An 18,514-nucleotide genomic window follows, 5' to 3' on the forward strand; every position below is an offset into this window, starting at 1 on the left:
CTCGGCGCAGCGTCCGACTTTTGGCTATCTTTACGTGAGTTGTCGGCCATCCGATCCGGTGGCCGGCGCTCCGGTTTACCCAGCGCCTCGTCAGCGGTCATAGGAACGGAATTCTCGTGAGCCACCCGGATTCGGCGGATGCCGGAACCCCTTCACCCGTCATCAGGCAGGTCCTCGAACAATCCGAGCGTGTTCTGGAAACCTATCGGGTGGACCCGGGACTCATTCAGGAGCACGCCAACGGAGAGCGTCGGATCGCCCAAGGCGGCTACGGCGATCGACAGCTTTTCGAGCTGGTACAGAATGCCGCCGACGAGATCGCGAGTGAACCGGGCGGAAAGATCCAGGTGGTCCTCACTGATTCACACCTCTACTGCGCGAACGAGGGAACCGAGGTCACTCCCGAAGGCGCGGAGACCATTCTCCGAATGAGCGTATCCCGGAAGCGGGGTGGCCAGATCGGGCGCTTCGGTGTGGGCGTGAAGTCCGTGCTTGCCGTCACCGACGCACCACAGTTCTTCAGCAGGTCGGGAAGTTTCGGATTCGACCGGTCATGGTCCCGTTCGGAAATCATGAGGGTAAGTGGGCGCTCCGAGGAAGCCGGCTTCGAGACGCCTGTGCTGCGCATGGCCCGGCCGCTCGACGCCGACGAGGAACGAGCGGCCGATCCTGTCCTCGACGACCTTCTCGGCTGGGCCACCACCGTAGTTCGAATGCGGTTGCTGGGAGGTGCCGCGGAACAACTGGGGCGCGACATGCACCAGGTCAAGGACGACGAGCGGCGCGAATTCCCCACGCGCTTTCAACTCTTCTCCCGCCATGTGGGCACGGTGATACTCGAGGATCGTCGCCCGATGCCACCGGTCCGCCGCGTGATGACCAGTAACCACGACGGCTCCGTCCACACGATCGAAGAGCAGCGAACCGGTAAGCGGCCTGCTCAGAGCCAATGGCGGGTCTTCACCAAACCCCACCGTCCCTCCGCGACCGCGCGGGCCAGTGCCGGGGAGATGCACGACCGCGGCACGGTCGACATCGCCTGGGCCGTCCCCGCGTACACCGGTGACGAGATCCTCAACGCGCAGCGAGGACGCGGCGAGTTCTGGTCGTACTTCCCCACCAAGTACCCGATGACGCTGAGCGGTGCACTCAACGGTGCGTGGAAGACCAACGAGGACCGCCAGAACCTCCTCGACGCCAGTCCCTTCAATCAGGAGATCATTCGAGTCGCGGCGAGGCTCGTCGTCGACTCCCTGCCACAACTGGCGCCGGCGAGGGACCCCGGCGCCTATCTCCCGCTGTTGCCCGGCCGCCCCCGAGAGTCGGAGACGCTGAACTGGGCGGATCAGTATCTGACCGAACAGATCTGGCACGCGGCCGCCCGCAGCCCTTCGCTACCCGACCAGAACGGAACCCTCAGAACCCCGGGGGAACTCAAACTGCACCCGGACAGAGGCACCAAGGGGAGGCTCGAACTCACCTGGCTCCGGATGTGGAACGCCTGTCCCGGCCGCCCCGCCGACTGGGTTCACCCGTCCGTCGAGGCCGCGGAGATCCGCTCCGGAAAGGTGGAGCACATCCTGAAGGCCGCGGACCGGGGACGCGAGTCGGTCCGTGATTGGCTGGAGGCCCTCGTCTCCGACGGCAGGGCCGAGGGCTCGGCCGTCGCCGTTCGCATCCTTGCCGAGATGATCAGGAACGGGTCTCCCTTCGCGGCAGAGGCCCGCACCGCACGAATCATCCTCACCGAGTCGCACGGCATGGTCGCCCCTGTCGCCGGCAAAGTGTTCCGTCGCACCGTCGACGACGGCCTCAAGGACGACATGGTGTACGTCGTCGGGGAGTTGTCGGACGATCCGTCTCTGGCGAGTGCGTTGAGCGAGTTGGGAATCCGGGAGGCCGACGCCCGGGGTCGCTTCGTGGGCGTTCTCGAGCAGGGCTTCGACAACTACTCCCCCAGGGACTGGACCCGGTTCTGGGAACTCTTCCACAGCGCAGGGGGCATCCATGTCGCCGCAGAGGTTCGATCGCGTGTCCCCGCGCCACGGGAAGCCCTCTTCGTCCGAACCGTGGACGGCCGCTTCCACCGGATGACGAACTGTCTGTTGCCCGGCCCGGTGGTTCCCGGCGACGGTTCACGGGACGCGGGCATCGCCGTCGACCTGGCCTTCCACTCGGACGACACAGCGGTGTTCCGTGAGTTCGGTCTGTGCGACAGACCGACCGGGGGGCATCGTCCCGAGGGAGAACCGTGGTTCGACGAGTACCGGACCACGATCTACCAGGACTACTGCAAGAGCCTCTCGAGCAACGCGAGCCGGCCCCAGAAGCAGCGGCTTACCACGGATGGCGCTGCGATCGGCGGTCCACTGCATCTGTTGACCGAACTCTCGGACACAGGAAAGGCGGCATTCCTCAAGGCCCTGCCCGACGACAGCGTGATCGACACCTGGACCCGACAGTTGGGGGCCCAGGCGTCCACCCGGGCGAGGGTCGCATCTCCCCTTCGATGGATGCTCCATCGTCACGGACTCGTCCCCACCTCGAAAGGCGTCGTCCCTCTGAGCGAGGCGGTGGGCCCGCAACTCCACGGCTACAGCGATGTCCTCCCGGTCGCGGACATCAGTCCCGAGAAGGCACGGAAGCTCCACCTCCCGAGCACGGTGGACAAGGTCCCTGAGCACCAGTGGGCCCGGCTCCTGGCGGATCTGGCGCGCAGCGAGGACGACGGATTCGTGGGCCACACCTATGTGATGTTGACGCGCCTCCAGGTGGCCTTCCCCGAGGGTTCACTGACGCGTTGCCGGGTCGGAGAGGAGTGGGCGACCAGAAAGGACGGCGAAATCGCGGTAGCCGCATCGACAGAGGAGTACCGGGCCCTCCGGGCCGAGCAACTGCCCGCCCTGCTTGCGGGAAGCCCTCAGGACGCGGAGTTGCTGGTCGATACGTGGGGCATGCTGCGCTTCGCCGATGTGATCAGCAAGGAGGCGCGGTACGTGACCTCGGGCGAGCCGACTCCTCTGAGGGACGAGTTCCCTGCCCTGCGTCAACGACTCGGCAACGCGGTCAACCACTTCAGTCTGCTGCGCTGTTCGGAGTTGGAGGAAGTACAGCGTACTCCCAACGGAACCACCGCCAGCCCTTTGAACAGTGCGCTCAAGGGCACGATCGTTCTCGTTCCGGAGTCACTGACGCCCGTCGAGATTCTCCTGGCGGCGGACAGGGAACTCCGTTGGGGCCTCGGCGCGGCCGGCTGCCGGGCCGTCCTGGACGCCCAGCGCCGTCGTGAGGAGGACCGGCACCTCCAGCAGACCCTCCAAAGGGTGCGCGATTCGGAGTCCGTGGTCGACAAACTCGAGTTGCTCATCGGACGGAACGCTCTGCGGGCAGGTCTCCCGGTCGGTCTCCTCGAGAGTGAGAGGGAGGCTCTCGGAGGTTCGGAACCCTCCACCCGGCGAATCGCCCAATTGGCTCACAACGCTCACGGCGATGGTGTTCTCCAAGTCCATGTGCGCGACCTGGCCGCCGCCTATCCCAGTCGTGCGCCTTCGTCGTTCAACGGGGGAACCCCGGCTGTCCGGTTCGTCACGGACCTCGGATTTCCGGATTCATTCGCGGGCTTCCGCGCCCCGTCACTGGAACCGCGGATCGATGTACCCGGCCCCTCGGAGTTCCCCAGGCTCCACGACTACCAGGAACGCCTGGCGGCCAACGTCTTCTCGATGCTGGACCGCCTGAGCCCTCAACGCGGAATGCTCTCGCTGCCCACGGGCGCCGGCAAGACGCGTGTGGCGGCCGAGGCCGTGATCCGGTGGGTCAAAGCGAGCGAAGAGCTCGAGGGTCCGATCCTGTGGATTGCACAGACCGAGGAACTGTGCGAACAAGCCGTTCAGAGTTGGAAGTTCGTCTGGTCGAAGGTGGGCGCCGATCAGTCGCTCGCCATCAGCCGGCTCTGGACGACCAATGAGTCCGGTCCTGTGGGCGACAGACCACACCTCGTCATCGCCACCGACGCCAAGTTGCGGAACTGTCTCGGGACGGACCCGTACGCCTGGTTGCGTTCGGCCGCCCTCGTCATCGTGGACGAGGCACATATGGCCATCGCTCCCCAGTACACCCAGATCCTCGGCGACCTCGGGCTCACCCACGCGCGCACGGACCGACACCTGCTCGGGTTGACAGCCACGCCGTTCCGCAACACAAACGTGGAGGAGACCCACCGACTCGTCCAACGCTTCGGTGGTCGTCGTCTCGACGAGGGTGTGTTCGAGACCGGCGATCCCTATGCCGAGCTTCAGGACCTCGGCATGCTCGCACGGGTCACCCACAAGGAACTGGCAGGGGGGACCATCGAACTGACCAGTGACGAGAAGCAACGCGCCGACATGCTCAGCGTTCTGGCGAAGACCGCGGAGCAACGTCTGGCCGACGACCACGAACGCAACGGACGCATCATCGACGAGATCGTCGCCATGCCCTCGGACTGGCCAGTGCTGATCTTCGCCACATCGGTACCTCACGCGAAGTTCCTGGCGGCCAAACTCAATGACCGCTCCATCACCGCCGCAGCTGTGGATTCGGCCACCTCCACCAATGAGCGTCGTCGCCGTATCGAATCCTTCCGCCGCGGACAGACCCGGGTCCTCACGAACTACGGAGTTCTCACCCAGGGGTTCGACGCGCCGGCCACCCGAGCCGTTGTGGTGGCCCGGCCGACGTACAGCCCGAATGTCTACCAACAGATGATCGGTCGCGGACTAAGGGGACCGCGCAACGGTGGCAAGGACACCTGTCTGATCCTCAACGTCCGGGACAACATCACCAACTACGGGAGGTCTCTCGCCTTCACTCGGTTCGAGCACCTGTGGAGCGCCAGTTGATCAGTGCATACGCAGGCAGCCCTGCGCTCACGGTGGAGCAGCGGCGGGTCGTGGAGCAGCCATGGGACGCACGAGTCCTGGTGACCGCCGCCGCCGGGTCCGGCAAGACCCACACGCTGGTGCGCAGACTCGACGCGCTCATGGACGACGGGGATCAGACCCTGGAGGCGGGAGAGATCCTTGTGCTCAGCTTCTCCCGGGCCGCGGTCCGGGAGTTGAGGGACCGGATCGCCGACCATGCCGACAACGCCCGGAGAGTCCGTGTCCAGACCTTCGACTCCTGGGCGTACGCGCTGTTGACGAGTACGTACCCGGATGAGCAGTGGAGCCACCGTACATTCGAGCAACGCATCGAGGAGGCTACCGAAGCCGTCATCCGGGGCGGCGTCGAATCAAGCGAGATGGGGACACCCGCTCATGTGGTGATCGATGAGGTCCAGGATCTCGTGGGTGTGCGACGGGACATGGTGGAGACCCTCCTGGATCACTTCCAGGACAGCTGCGGCTTCACCGTGGTCGGCGACAGCGCCCAGGCGATCTTCGGGTTCCAGGTGTCCGCCCCCGACGCGCGAGCCACTGAGACCAATTACTTCTTCGACTGGCTGCGCGCCTCGTACGCCGATGACCTGGTCGAACTGCATTTGTCGACGAACTTCAGGGCGTCCACCCGGGAGGCCCGTACCGCGCTGCCGTTCGGCCCCGGCCTCCAGCAGCTGTCCTCCGATCCCGCCGACTCGGTCACCGAGGGGGAGAGAACCCACCGCGAGCTGAGGGCACGCCTCCTGGAGTGCCCGGACTTCGGCGGACTCGATGACGCCTTCACGCTCGACTCGCTGCGGAGTTTTCCGGGTACCTGCGCCATTCTCTGTCGAGACAACAGCCAGACCCTGGCCCTGTCCGAGTCTCTCTTCGGGCACGGTGTCCGGCACCGCGTGCATCGGTCCCTCCTGGACCGCCCGGTCCCCCCGTGGGTCGCCGACCTGTTGCGTCGTACCGGATCCACCACACTGAACGTGGACCGCTTCCGAGAGATCCTCTCGGAAGCGGTCGTGCCCCGGTCCGTCGACGCGAACCGTGTCTGGCGCTCCCTGCGCGGTGCCGCGCGGGGGCCTCGCGGGCTGCTGGACGTTTCCTCACTGCGACGGCTGATCGCGGAAGGCCGATTCCCCGACGATTTGACGGAGTCGGAACCTGAATCCCTCGTGGTGTCCACCATCCACCGCGCGAAGGGGCTCGAGTTCGACCGAGTGATCGTCGTCGAACCACCGACGACCGCGGAACTGCGCCGGCAGCACAGCCATGTGGATCCCGCTGCCGAGGCCCGAGCTCTCTATGTCGCGATGACCCGCCCACGGGACGATCTCTTCCGTATTTCGCCCCCTCGAACGACGCACATCCGACTGGACCGTGCCATCGGGAGGTGGTATGTCGGGGGTTGGCAATCTCACGTCCGACTGGGGATCGAGGCCACCGGCCGGGACTTCTCGCGGGAGCACCCACCGGGCACCGACGGGTTCGAATCGAATCCGACGACCGTGCAGGAGTACCTCACCTCGTCGGTTCACCCCGGCGACGAACTGTCCCTGCGTCTCCAGCACGACATGCAGATGGCTGCCGACCAGAGCCCTCCCTACACCGTCCTTCACAACGGCACTCCGATCGGTGTGGTGTCGGAAGTATTCCGACGGGCGCTCCACGGATCCTTGAAGATCAACAAAAGTTGGGAAATCGACTGGCCTGTGGAAGTGGCCGGGTTCAGGATGGACACTCTGGAATGCGTCGCCGGCAGTCGTGCCTCGGCTTCACGGGCCGGACTCGGAGAGCAGGGAGTCTGGGTCGTACCCCGTCTGTCGGGATTGGGGCGACATACTTGGCGCGGGAACCCCGGGAAGGGGCTCAGCGGATGACCGACGAGGACCGCCACTCGGCTCACTACACCGTGCGTGAGGGGCTCGTCACTCGGCTGCGACGAGACCTGCTCGGGCCCGGATCGGACAACGAAGTACTGAAGCACGACCCACCCATCACGACGTATCCCATCGGTGTCCTGTTCCCACGAACGGCCGGCTCCTCCGCGGAGGAGGAAATCGCCACTGGAATCGCCGAGATGGACGGCCACGACGACGTACCTGTGATGCGACGGAGGGATCCCGAGGACACGGTTCCCGATCTGGGTGTCTCTCTGGCCAACGACCGCCGGCCGTCGTCCATGGGACTCACCTTCGCGGTCGACCCCACGGTGTCGTCGAGTGTCGTCGTCACGACGGAGTGTGCGGTCTACAAACCCGAGGATACCGAGGGACGTCCCCTCGCGGCGAGACAGGCCGAGGTACGCAGCACCGCCGAGCAATCCGAGTACTGGCGTCGTCACCCTCTCGAACTGAAGGCCGTCACGATCGATGTGACCCGGCCGGGGATTCGACCGGCGGAGCCCCTCGCCGAAGGTGTGGAGCTACGAGCCCTGGTTCGACGGCGTTCCGAACCGAGCGGAACGATCACGATCACTGTCACGCTGATCAACACGAAGCGGATCAGTGAGCGTGAACTCCAAGATGCTTTCTGTCTCTTCCAGCCCCGCCTCACCGTGAGAGCGGAGAATGCGACGAGGGCGTTCGTGGAGCGGTCGGCCTCCCTGGGCGCCGTCGATGACGAGCAGGCGACCACTCGGCTGCTCCACCGACACGCGCCGACCTTCGCAATGGGACACGGCTGTGCGGCGGATTGGGACTGGGTCCCCCCGCCGATCGGCGCACCGGGTACCGAAAGGGCTGCGATCCGGGAGGTGAGGACTGATTTCGTCCCGACCCATGAGGTGCTCCTGACGGACTCCAACCCCGAGATCGACGATTCCGCCCTCGCCATGCAAGGGCTGGCCACTCGTCCCCCGGCCGAGGTCCTTGGAGCGCTCGAAGGCCTGGCGACAGGCTACGAGGAGTGGATCGGCCGGAGACGGACCGAGGCCGCGACGTTCACCGGAACCGATCTCGAGAAACCGGCCCGGGAACAACTGCAATTGTGCGATGTCGCGCTGAAGCGCATGCGTCGTGGAATAGATGTGCTCGGGGACAGCCCTGAGGCAATGGAAGCATTCCAACTCGCCAATCGCGCAATGGCGCAGCAGCGGGCGAGGAGTTCATGGATCAAGGGTGGACGGACCCGCCTCCTCGATCCGGAAGCGGGCCGTTGGAGACCGTTCCAGATCTCCTTCGTGCTGTTGTGCCTCGAGGGAATCGTCGATCCCGGTCACGACGACCGTCGGATCGCCGACCTGCTGTGGTTCCCGACCGGTGGTGGAAAGACCGAGGCGTACCTGGGCCTGATCGCCTTCACCACCTTCCTTCGCCGTATCCGGGGCGGAGCACAGGGCGCCGGGGTGACCGTCCTGATGCGCTACACCCTACGGCTGCTCACCCTCCAACAGTTCGAGCGTGCCGCCGTCCTCATCTGCTCAATGGAACGGATCCGGCTCGCGGACGAGCAGAGCCTCGGTACCGAACCCATCTCCATCGGAATGTGGGTGGGCCAGTCGGCCACTCCCAACACTCTTGAGGTCGCCGACCGAAGCCTCGCCGAACTACGCAAAGAGAAGACGCTGCAGGAGAACAATCCGGTCCAGTTGCACAGATGCCCCTGGTGCGGCACCGAACTCGACTCCCACCAATACGATGTGGATCACGCCGCCCGGCGCATGCACGTACGTTGTCCCGAGACCTCATGCGACTTCCGCGACGGACTGCCTGTGCACCTCGTCGACGAATCCGTCTACGATGCCCACCCCACGCTGGTGATCGCCACGGTCGACAAGTTCGCCTCCATGCCGTGGCGGGAGCGAACCGCCGCACTCTTCAATCGCGATCGCTCGGACGGCACGCCTCCGCCCGAGTTGATCGTCCAGGACGAACTGCATCTCATCTCCGGCCCCCTCGGTACACTCACGGGCCTGTACGAGACAGCCGTGGACATCCTCGCCGACCGGCCAAAGGTGATCGCCTCGACTGCGACCATCAGACGGGCCGCGGAGCAGGGCAGGGCGTTGTTCGCCCGTGGTGTATGCCAGTTTCCCCCTGCCGGACTCGACTCCCGGGATTCGTGGTTCGCCGTCGAGGCACCCCGTGGGACGAAGGCCAGTCGCCGCTACGTCGGCCTGCTCACACCCAGTACGAGTCAGTCGACGCTCCTCATCCGCACCTACGCGACCCTGCTTCATCACGCGAAGCAATGCGATGCCGCTCAGGATGTACGTGACGCGTATTGGACCCTGGTCGGCTACTTCAACAGCCTGCGAGTTCTCTCGGCTGCGGAACTTCAGGTCCACGACGACATCGAGGCATACCTGGAGTACCTGGCCGAGCGGGACGGGGTCCCCAAGCGGGTCGTTCGGGAACAGACCGAGCTGACCAGCCGTGCCAACTCCAGCGAGATCCCGGCTCGTCTCAAGCAGATCGAGCAGAGGCTTCCGCACCAGGAGGCCGTGGATGTCCTGCTCGCCACCAACATGATCTCCGTGGGAGTGGACGTGGATCGACTGGGGCTCATGGCCGTGATGGGGCAGCCTCAGACAACCGCCGAGTACATCCAGGCGACCAGCCGGGTCGGCCGCAGCCATCCGGGGCTGGTCGCCGTCATGCTCAACTCGACACGATCGAGGGACCGCTCGCACTACGAGAATTTCCTTCACTTCCACTCGGCTCTCTACCGAGAGGTCGAGTCGACCAGCGTCACACCGTTCTCCGCACGCTCGCGGGATCGTGGGCTGCACGCCGTCGTCGTGGCCCTCGCGCGCATCCTCATCCCCGCCGCTCGCGCCAACGACGATGCCGGCAGAATCGATGAGTTCCGCGAGCAGCTCGAACAAATCGTCAAACCTGTAATCCTCGAGCGTGTCACCCAGGTGGACCCCGACTCGTACGAGGCGACATCGTCGGCGTTCGACGAGTTCATCGACTGGTGGTCGGAGGAGGCGGAGATACACGGCGGCCTCTTCTACGAGGCGCGGCGTGGCACCAGGACTCCCTCCCTCCTCACTTCCTTCGATGACGAATCGAGCATCGAGGCCTGGGCGACGCTCTGGAGCCTGCGGGACGTCGATGCCGAGTCGGCTCTCTTCATGGAGGCATCCCGATGACCCCGCCCCGTAGACGTCGCACCGGTGGAATCCCGGAGCGCAGCCTTCCACGACGCGGCGCCGTCCGTCGCGCGCAGATGATCACGACGTACGGCGTCGGCTCCATGGTCGCGGTCGACAGCGAATCGTTCATGGTGTCGGGAATCGACTCCTGGAACATCGATGAGGCGCCGGAGATCCATGAGCGGCGGCTCGCCCGGGTCCTCGGGGTGAATTCGTTCCGGTTGCCTCCGGCGTCCGACGACACGAGCAAGGACGGTGTGCGCGTCCGCCGCTTTCCGCTTTGGCACTCCTGTCCGACCTGCAACGTACTCCAGCACGTCCGACGCTTCAACTCGCCACCGGGAAAGAACGAATGCGGTGAGTGCCAGGAGAGCCTTGTCCCGTCACGATTCGTCACCGCATGCCCCAAAGGTCATATCGATGAATTCCCGTACTGGAAGTGGGCACACCGAAAGAACCGCCAGGACGGGGAGGCAGGCCGGTGCGGCGGTGAGATGCGCCTGCGCACCAATGGAAGGACCGCATCGCTGCGGTCCATCCTGATTTCCTGTACATGCGGCATCCCCGAGGTCTCAATGGAAGGGGCATTCCGGAGAAGCGCCCTGGCCGACCTCGCGGTTCGCTGCGAAGGGAGTCGTCCATGGCTGAGGAACGCTCCCGCAGAGGCATGCTCCGAGGCCCCACGGACCCTCCAGCGCGGTTCCTCAATGGCATGGCAACCCATTGTCAAGTCGGCACTCTCCATCCCCCCCGACAGCGATGGGACCACGGACCCTCTCGCCGACCACTGGGAGAATCTTCGCAGCCTCGATCTCAACGGCGCCGAGATCGAGATCTATTTGAAGGCTCTGAATGTTCTGGGCAATTCCGTCACCGTCGACACGGTGACGGAACTGCTGAGGGCCGAGGAACAGGAAGCGGCCGAGGGCGAGGATTCGAAGGCCGGAGAAAGTGTTTTCGTCGCTCTGCGCAAGCAGGAGTACGAGGGTTTGAGCGCGGGTAATCCTGAGAAGGATCGGAGTCGGGCGGAGCAGTTCATCTGCGAGCCCCCGACCTCCGACACGACGCCCTTGCTCCGGTACGGGCTGATACGCCCCATGTTGGTCAAGCGACTGCGCGAAGTACGCGTCCTCAAAGCCTTCTCCCGTGTGGGCACGCCTGACACGAACGCGGACGTTCACGAAGCCCCACTCTCCCTCACCCCCGTGGGCTGGCTACCGGCCATCGAAGTACAGGGCGAAGGTGTCTTTCTCCGTCTCCACAAGGAGAGCGTCGACGAGTGGGCACAGAGTGCGTCGGTCGCGGCTCGGGCCGAGCGGATACGGACCAACCATCTGCGACAGCTACGCGAACGAGCCAATGACCCCCAAGCGGTGCCGGAGTCACCTGTCACACCCCGTATGGTGCTGCTCCACACGCTGGGGCATGCGCTGATCAACGAATGGAGCCTCGACGGCGGCTACCCTGCGGCGTCACTGCGCGAACGCCTCTACACCGAGGGCGACATGGTCGGAGTCCTCATCTACACAGCGACGAGCGACTCTGCGGGCAGCCTCGGTGGACTGGTCGCCCAGGGCGAACCGACGAAACTGATCGCTTCTCTCCGCTCGGCACTCAACCGTGCCGAGTGGTGCTCGGCGGATCCTCTCTGTATCGAATCGGAGGCGAGTGGTGTGGGCAGTGTCAATCTCGCCGCTTGCCACGCCTGTGTACTGCTGCCGGAGACCAGTTGTGAGTTGAGCAACGGCCTGTTGGACCGCGCCTTGCTGGTAGGCACTCCTGAGAATCCGCGCACGGGGTTCTTCGAAGCGCGTCCACCCAGGTGACCGCAGCCGCATCGCGCCCCATCCACCGCGCAGGCGGGCCCGGCCGGATCGCCGACTCGATTCACCGGCTCAGCGAGCCGTGGGTCTCAGGCGCGAGTTCGGTATCGCAGACACAGCCCTGCCGTGGCTGCCGCTCTTCCCGTCCCTCCCGAACTCTGAGGCCACCCCCGGTCAGATCCCCCCACCACCCCCGCCCACATGCGCCCCTTTATGAAACCTTCCATCACAACTCGGCTACGGCTAATCTCAGTCGCACGATCTGCCGGTAGCCAAAATGCCATGATCGCCCCCCACAGTTCGAACCCGTCACCCTGGGGGAGCACATGTCTTGGATACGTACGCCAGGTCGCGCCGCGATCGCCGTCGCAGCGGTGACCGCAGTCGTGCTGGGAGTCGCCGGGTGCGGGAGTGATGGCGGGACGGACAGGGAGCCATCTGCGTCGGGGCCGACGGTGGTGACGTCGGAGGTGGCGACGCCGACGAAGGTGCCGGAGGCGGTGCTCGATCTGGTCGGGGACAAGGCGACGGCGCGGGACGGGCAGGGCGTCGTGGTGAGGGTGCTCGGGAATGACACCGTGAAGCTCGCGGATGGGTCGACCGGGGAACTGCGGAAGCTGCTGGAGGCGGACGGGTTCAGTGTGGCGGTGGATATTCCGCCCGCGTTCGGGGAGGCGGAGGTCGACGGGGACACCATCGTCTACACGTCGAAGCCGGGGTACGGGGGCGAGGACGAGTTCACGTACCGGGTCGATGTGAGGGGCGGGAAGGCGAAGAGCGAGACCGAGCTGGTCACGATCCAGGTCAAGAAGTCATAGGTGTCGCGATGACGTCCGCCGGACGCCCCTGACGTACGTGGAGAGGCCGTAGGGGCCGTTGGAGCCGTACGCGGGCGGCGCGGCTCCGGGTGAGGCCGGCGGGGGCCGGGTGAGGCCGACGCCCGGTGGAGAGCGGGTGGGCGTTGAACGCCCACGGGTCGCCGTGCGTACCCCTTGATACCTCCCCCAGGTGCCTGGGCGCGTGATCGAGCAGGGAACCGGTCACGCGCCCAGCGCGTGCGCGATCGTGTAGATCAGCAGGCCGGCGAGGGCGCCGACGACCGTGCCGTTGATGCGGATGAACTGGAGGTCGCGGCCGATGTGGGCCTCGATCTTGCGTGAGGTGTGCTCGGAGTCCCAGCTCGCGACGGTGTCGGAGATCAGGGAGGTGATCTCCGTACGGTAGGTGGTCACTACATACACTGCCGCGTCCTCGACCCAGCCCTCCAGCTTGGACTGCAGGCGGCCGTCGGTCGCCAGCCGCGCCCCGAGGGAGAGGAGGGAGGCCCGTGCGCGCAGCCGCAGCTCGCTGCGGTCGTCCTCCGCCGCGGAGATGATCATGGTGCGTACGGAGGACCAGGCCGAGGCGATGACGTCCTGCACCTCGCCGCGGGAGAGGAGGTCCGCCTTGAGCCGCTCCACCCGGGCGCGGGTGTCCGTGTCGGACTGGAGGTCGGAGGCGAAGTCGTTGAGGAAGCGGTCGATGGCCCCGCGCGCCGGGTGGCCGGGCATGTCCCGCATCTCGGTGACGAAGCGCAGCAGCTCACGGTAGACGCGGTCGCCGACCTTGCGGTCCACGAACCTCGGGGTCCAGCCGGGGGCGCCGCCCTCGACCGCGTCCATCACCGAATCCGCGTGGGTGACCAGCCAGTCGTGGGCGCGGGTGCAGATCAGATCGACGGCGCGGTGGTGGGCACCGTCGGCGACCACCTTCTCCAGGGTCTTGCCGATGCCGGGGGCGACCTCGGCACTGTTCGCCCGGCGGGTGATGGCCTCGCCGACCACCGCCTGCACATCGGAGTCGCGCAGCACGGTCAGCGCGCCCCTCAGGGCGGTCGACAGCTCGGCGGTGACCCGGTCGGCGTGTGCCGGCTCCGCCAGCCACGCGCCGAGCCTGCCGCCGATGCCGAGGGCGCGCAGCCGGTCCCGTACGACACCCTCGGAGAGGAAGTTCTCCCCGACGAAGGAGCCCAGCGCGCTGCCGAGCTGGTCCTTCTTGTTCGGGATGATCGCGGTGTGCGGGATGGGGATGCCGAGGGGGTGGCGGAACAGGGCGGTCACGGCGAACCAGTCCGCCAGGGCGCCGACCATCCCCGCCTCCGCCGCGGCGGCGACATAACCGGCCCAGGGGCCCGCGCCCGCGTTCTTCGCCCAGGTCGCGAGCGCGAAGACGACCGCGACGAAGCCGAGCAGACCGGCCGCGATCAGTTTCATCTGCCGGACGCCGCGCTGCTTCTCGGCGTCCGCCTCGGTGTACGCGAAGGAGGGCAGTCCGGTACGGCGGCGGCCACCGCCGGCCGCGGTCTGGGTCTGGGTCCGGGTCCGGGTCCGAGTCCGAGGCCGGGTCCGGTCCCTGCTGGGCGGGGTACTGCCGCCGCCCGTACGCCCTCCGGGGGTACGCGCCCCGGCGGGCGGAGGCCGGTCCGTACCGCCGCCGGGTGCCGGGGGCACCCCGTCCCGGGCGGGACCAGGCGGCAGCGCGGACCTTCCGCCCGTACCCGGAGGAGACACATCCGCTCCGGGCAGGCCCTCGTCCGCACCGGGCCCGGCCTCGCCACCACCAGGCCGACCCTCGCCGCCGCCACCGGGCAGGCCCTCGCCACCACCGGGCAGGCCCTCGCCACCACCGGGCCTGCCCTCGCCACCACCGGCCGGAGCACCCGCACCGGCCGGAGCATCCTCACCGGTCGCACCCCCACCGGTCGCAGCCTCGTCCGCTCCCGAGGAGCCCCCGCCCTCGTCGGGGTCGTCGCCGCCCCGCGCTTCCCGCTCCGTGCGATTCATCCACTCCACCCGTTCGCGCAGCGCACCGTCGTACGCATTGTCCCTATCCCAGGTACTCCCGGCGCGCACGCCGAGTTCCCGAAACCGGACATGACAGGAAGCGGAGGGAGAAGCGGAGGGGAAGGGATCAGCCCAGTTCCTTGCGGTGGGGGCCCTCGCGCCGCTCCAGGCGCGCGCGCTCGCGTTCCGCCTTAAGGCGCTCCTTCTCGGCCTTCCGCAGCTTCCGCCTCACGCCCACCCCGCCCATCAGCGCGAAGCCCGTGATCCGTACGCGCGGCGAGGACGGATCGGGTACGCCGTCCAGATCGCCCTCCTCGCCGAAGTCGCCCATGATGCCGATGCCCGTGACCCGGACATCGAGATCGGGCGGTACGACGACATCGATCCCGCCCATGATCGTGAAGCAGCGGATCACGATGTCGCGGTCCTCGAAACGGGCCTCCCGCAGATCGATCTCACCGCCGCCCATCATCGCGAAGCCGGTGAACTGCCGGGGCACCGTCCACGTCCCCTTGCGGCCGAACCCGCTCCAGAAGGCGAATCCGAACTGGGAGGTGGGGGCGCCGCCGATCCGGCCGGCCCAGTCACCCGAGCCGGTCGCCGCCACCGGCGCCGCTCCCGTGCCCGTCACCGGGAGATCGCTTACCAGGGGCTCCAGCTCGCCATGGGTTCGTGCCGTGTACGCGGCGTCGAGGCGTTCCTCGAACTCCTCCATGGTGAGCCGGCCCTCCGCGACCCCTTCCCGCAGCCGCTCGGCGATCCGCTCACGCTCGCTGTCGGAGGCACGCATCTCTGGGAGTTCGCTCATACGTGCAAGGATAGACAGCGGTCAGCGGGGGACCCAGCGCACGCCCTCACGCCCCCGGCCGCTCCGCGTACATCTTCGCGATCACGGCCTCGATATCCGGCTCCCGTACCGACAGATCCACCACCGGGTACTTGTCCGCCAGCGCGGCCACCAGCGGCGCGGCCGACTGGGACGCCGGGAAGGCCAGCCACTGACGGGGGCCCTCGACCTTCACCGTACGGGCGAAGTCCGTGACCACCGGGGGGAGTTCCCGCTCCAGGTCCACCACCAGAGTCCGTTCGCTCTCGCCCACCTCATGGAGGCCGGCGAGGGCGCCGTCGTACATCAGCCGGCCGTGGTCGATGACCATCACCCGTTTGCACAATTGTTCGATATCGGTCAGATCGTGCGTGGTGAGCAGGACCGTCGTCCCGCGCTCGGCGTTCAGCTCGCGCAGAAACTCGCGGACCTTCGCCTTGGAGACCACATCGAGCCCGATCGTCGGCTCATCGAGATACAGCACCTCAGGGTCGTGCAGCAGCGCCGCCGCGATATCGCCGCGCATCCGCTGGCCGAGGGAGAGCTGCCGTACGGGCACATCCAGCAGTTCGCCGAGGTCGAGCTGCTCGACACAGCGCTCCAGGTTCGCGTGGAACCGGTCGTCCGGGATGCGGTACATCCGGTGCACCAGCCGGTACGAGTCGCGCAGCGGGAGGTCCCACCACAGGGTCGTCCGCTGCCCGAAGACCACCCCGATCCGCTGGGCCAGCCGGGTGCGCTCGCGGGACGGGTCGATGCCCGCGATCCGCAGCCGTCCGCCGCTGGGGGTGAGAATCCCGGTCAGCATCTTGATGGTGGTGGACTTCCCGGCGCCGTTCGGGCCGATGTAGCCGACCATCTCCCCGCGCGCCACCCGGAAGGTGATGCCGTCCACCGCGCGCACCTGATGCCGCACCCGGCGCAGCCGCCCGGCCTTGCGCCGTACGTCGAAGACCTTCTCGACGCCGTCCAGTTCGATGAAATCCGTTTCCATGAAATCCGTTCCCATGAGATCCGTCATGGTCAGCTCCCCGTGCTCCGGTACGTACGAAGGCCCGCCCGCCATGCCAGCGAAGCCAGCCAGCAGCACACGGCGGCGACCACGGGCGGCAGGAAGGCCGACCACTGCGGCAGATCGAGCGGATAGGGCCGCCCCAGCACATAGAGGCCGGGGAGCCAGTTGACGAAGGCGAGCGGTACGACGAAGGTCACCCCGCGCACCAGGTCCTTGGTGAAGACCGTCGGCGGGTACTGCAGCATGGTGTTCCCGCCGTAGGTCACGGCGCTCTGCACCTCGGCGGCGTCCTGGGCCCAGAACTGGAACGCGGCCCCGGCCACGAACACCGACGCGAAGATCGCCGCCCCGCTGAGCACCATCATCGGCATCATCAGCACCTTGAGCGGCGTCCAGTCGATGTCCACCACGGCCAGCCCGTAGCCGAGGACCAGCAGCCCCTGGGTGACCCGGCCCAGCCGGCGCAGCGCGAACCGGTCCGCCGCCACCTGGGCGAGCACCGGCACGGGGCGTACGAGCAGGGTGTCGAGCGTGCCGTCGCGCACCCGGCGGCCGAGGCGGTCGACCGAGCCGATGGCCAGGTCGGTGAGGCCGAAGGCGGTGCCCGCCGCGCCGTACAGAAACGCGATCTCGCCGAGTGAGTAGCCGGCGAGGGTGTCGACGTGCGAGAACATCAGCAGGATCGCGATGAAGTCGAACCCGGTCGCCGTGAAGTTCGCGACCGTCGTCAGCGCGAAGGAGGCGCGGTAGGTCATCGTGGAGCGGATCCACATCGCCACGATGAACCCGTAGGCGCGCAGCCCGGTCAGGAGGGTCGACATCCGGCCACGAGGATCCCGGAGGCCGTCCTCGTACGCCGCGTCGTCCCTGTGCCCGGTGCCGCGCGGGCCCCGGGGGCCGTCCTCATGCGCCGCGTCGTGCTCGTACGCCGCGCCGTCCTCGTATCCAGCCTCGCGCGGGCGCCCGCCCTCCCCGTACCCCTCAGGGAGCCGGGTGGATTCCTCAGCCACCCTGGACCACCACCCTGCGCGTCGCGAGGGACTGGAGCGCCCGGCCGGCGCCGAGCAGGGCCACCGCCCACCCGGCCTGGAAGGCGAACGCCTCGACCAGGCCCCACCCCGTGTGCTTGCCGAGCAGGACGTCCGCCGGGACCTGGAGCAGCGCCGACCAGGGCAGCGCCTGGGCGATCGTGCCCAGCGCCCCGGGGAAGACATTGAGCGGCAGCAGCATGCCGGAGAAGAACATCCCCGCCAGCCAGCTGAGCTGTGTCACTCCCGCGCCGTCCAGCAGCCAGAACGCCGAGAGCGCCACCAGGAACCGCACCGCGAAGCTGACCACCACACCCAGCGCCACCGCGAACAGAAAGGCGAGCCAGGTCCCCGGAGACCCGGGCAGGGCCAGGTCGAAGGCGAGCGCGCCGACCGCCATCGGGACGATGCCCCGGCCCAGCAGATGGAACAGGGCGCGGCCCAGATCGCCGGCCAGCCACCACAGCTGGAGGTCGGCGGGGCGGTAGAGGTCGACGGCGATATCGCCGGTACGGATGCGCTCCACCAGCTCGTCCTCGAAGCCGCCGCCCATCATGGCGCAGGTCATCAGCAGCGCCTGGCCCAGCCAGACGTAGGTGAGCGCCTGCGAGAGGTCGTAGCCGCCGAGCTGGGGCCGCTCGTCCCACAGGGCGATATAGGTGTACGCCATGATGAAGCCGAAGACCGTGTTGGTGAACACCCCCGCAGCGGTCGCCACCCGGTAGGTCGCATAGCGCCGGAACCAGCCGGCGGCAACGACTCCGTACAGCCGCACGTCTCCACCCTTTCCGTGTCGTAAGCAGTCGTAAGCAGTCGTAAGCAGTCGTCAGCAGTCGTCAGCAGTCGCTTGCCGTCGTGAGCAGTCGTTTGCCGTCGGACGCCGCCGCACACCCCGTACGCCGCTCCTCAGGCCGTCAAGGCGCCTCCGGGACACCGCCAGGGCACCACCGACTGGGCTCGGCGGGCCCGCCGAGCCCAGTCGGTGGTGCCCT

10 protein-coding genes are annotated in these 18,514 nt (G+C 67.3%); 5 read left to right on the forward strand and 5 right to left on the reverse strand.

What is annotated here, in order from left to right; genetic code table 11:
* Positions 1 to 116 precede the first annotated feature (116 nt).
* The 5 genes from ACWF94_RS04295 (at position 117) to ACWF94_RS04315 (ending at position 12,649) form a co-directional block, all read left to right on the forward strand.
* Positions 117 to 4,880 carry a DEAD/DEAH box helicase gene (locus ACWF94_RS04295; RefSeq protein WP_453484526.1) on the forward strand — a complete coding sequence of 1,588 codons (4,764 nt, stop codon included), beginning with the start codon at positions 117 to 119 and terminating at the stop codon, positions 4,878 to 4,880.
* Positions 4,877 to 6,787, forward strand: a complete 1,911-nt coding sequence (locus tag ACWF94_RS04300) for a UvrD-helicase domain-containing protein (RefSeq protein WP_453484528.1) — start codon at positions 4,877 to 4,879, stop codon at positions 6,785 to 6,787. The genes ACWF94_RS04295 and ACWF94_RS04300 overlap by 4 nt, the downstream gene beginning before the upstream one ends.
* Positions 6,784 to 10,005: a helicase-related protein gene (locus ACWF94_RS04305; RefSeq protein WP_453484530.1), complete on the forward strand. Its 3,222-nt coding sequence runs from the start codon at positions 6,784 to 6,786 to the stop codon at positions 10,003 to 10,005. Before ACWF94_RS04300 ends, ACWF94_RS04305 begins: the two co-directional genes overlap by 4 nt.
* Complete coding sequence (gene drmB / locus ACWF94_RS04310; RefSeq protein WP_453484532.1) at positions 10,002 to 11,834, forward strand: DrmB family protein; 1,833 nt, start codon at positions 10,002 to 10,004, stop codon at positions 11,832 to 11,834. The genes ACWF94_RS04305 and drmB overlap by 4 nt, the downstream gene beginning before the upstream one ends.
* 467 nt (positions 11,835 to 12,301) lie before the next feature.
* A complete protein-coding gene (locus ACWF94_RS04315; RefSeq protein ID WP_453484533.1) occupies positions 12,302 to 12,649 on the forward strand; it encodes an Ig-like domain-containing protein in 348 nt (115 codons plus the stop codon).
* Between the two features lie 222 nt (positions 12,650 to 12,871).
* On the opposite strand, the gene ACWF94_RS04320 is transcribed toward ACWF94_RS04315, so the two are convergent.
* The 5 genes from ACWF94_RS04320 to ACWF94_RS04340 form a co-directional block, all read right to left on the reverse strand.
* Entirely contained in the window at positions 12,872 to 14,653 is a 1,782-nt protein-coding gene (locus tag ACWF94_RS04320; protein WP_453484535.1) for a DUF445 domain-containing protein, read from the reverse strand.
* Between the two features lie 127 nt (positions 14,654 to 14,780).
* On the reverse strand, positions 14,781 to 15,461 hold the full coding sequence (locus tag ACWF94_RS04325; RefSeq protein WP_453484536.1) for a DUF1707 SHOCT-like domain-containing protein: 681 nt from the start codon (positions 15,459 to 15,461) through the stop codon (positions 14,781 to 14,783).
* A gap of 46 nt (positions 15,462 to 15,507) precedes the next feature.
* Positions 15,508 to 16,500 carry an ABC transporter ATP-binding protein gene (locus ACWF94_RS04330; RefSeq protein ID WP_453484538.1) on the reverse strand — a complete coding sequence of 331 codons (993 nt, stop codon included), beginning with the start codon at positions 16,498 to 16,500 and terminating at the stop codon, positions 15,508 to 15,510.
* A 2-nt stretch (positions 16,501 to 16,502) separates the two neighbouring features.
* Complete coding sequence (locus ACWF94_RS04335) at positions 16,503 to 17,315, reverse strand: ABC transporter permease (RefSeq protein ID WP_453484542.1); 813 nt, start codon at positions 17,313 to 17,315, stop codon at positions 16,503 to 16,505.
* A gap of 181 nt (positions 17,316 to 17,496) precedes the next feature.
* Positions 17,497 to 18,297, reverse strand: a complete 801-nt coding sequence (locus tag ACWF94_RS04340) for an ABC transporter permease (protein WP_453484540.1) — start codon at positions 18,295 to 18,297, stop codon at positions 17,497 to 17,499.
* Positions 18,298 to 18,514: the final 217 nt, after the last annotated feature.

It is taken from the genome of Streptomyces sp. NPDC055078 (genome assembly GCF_053607985.1).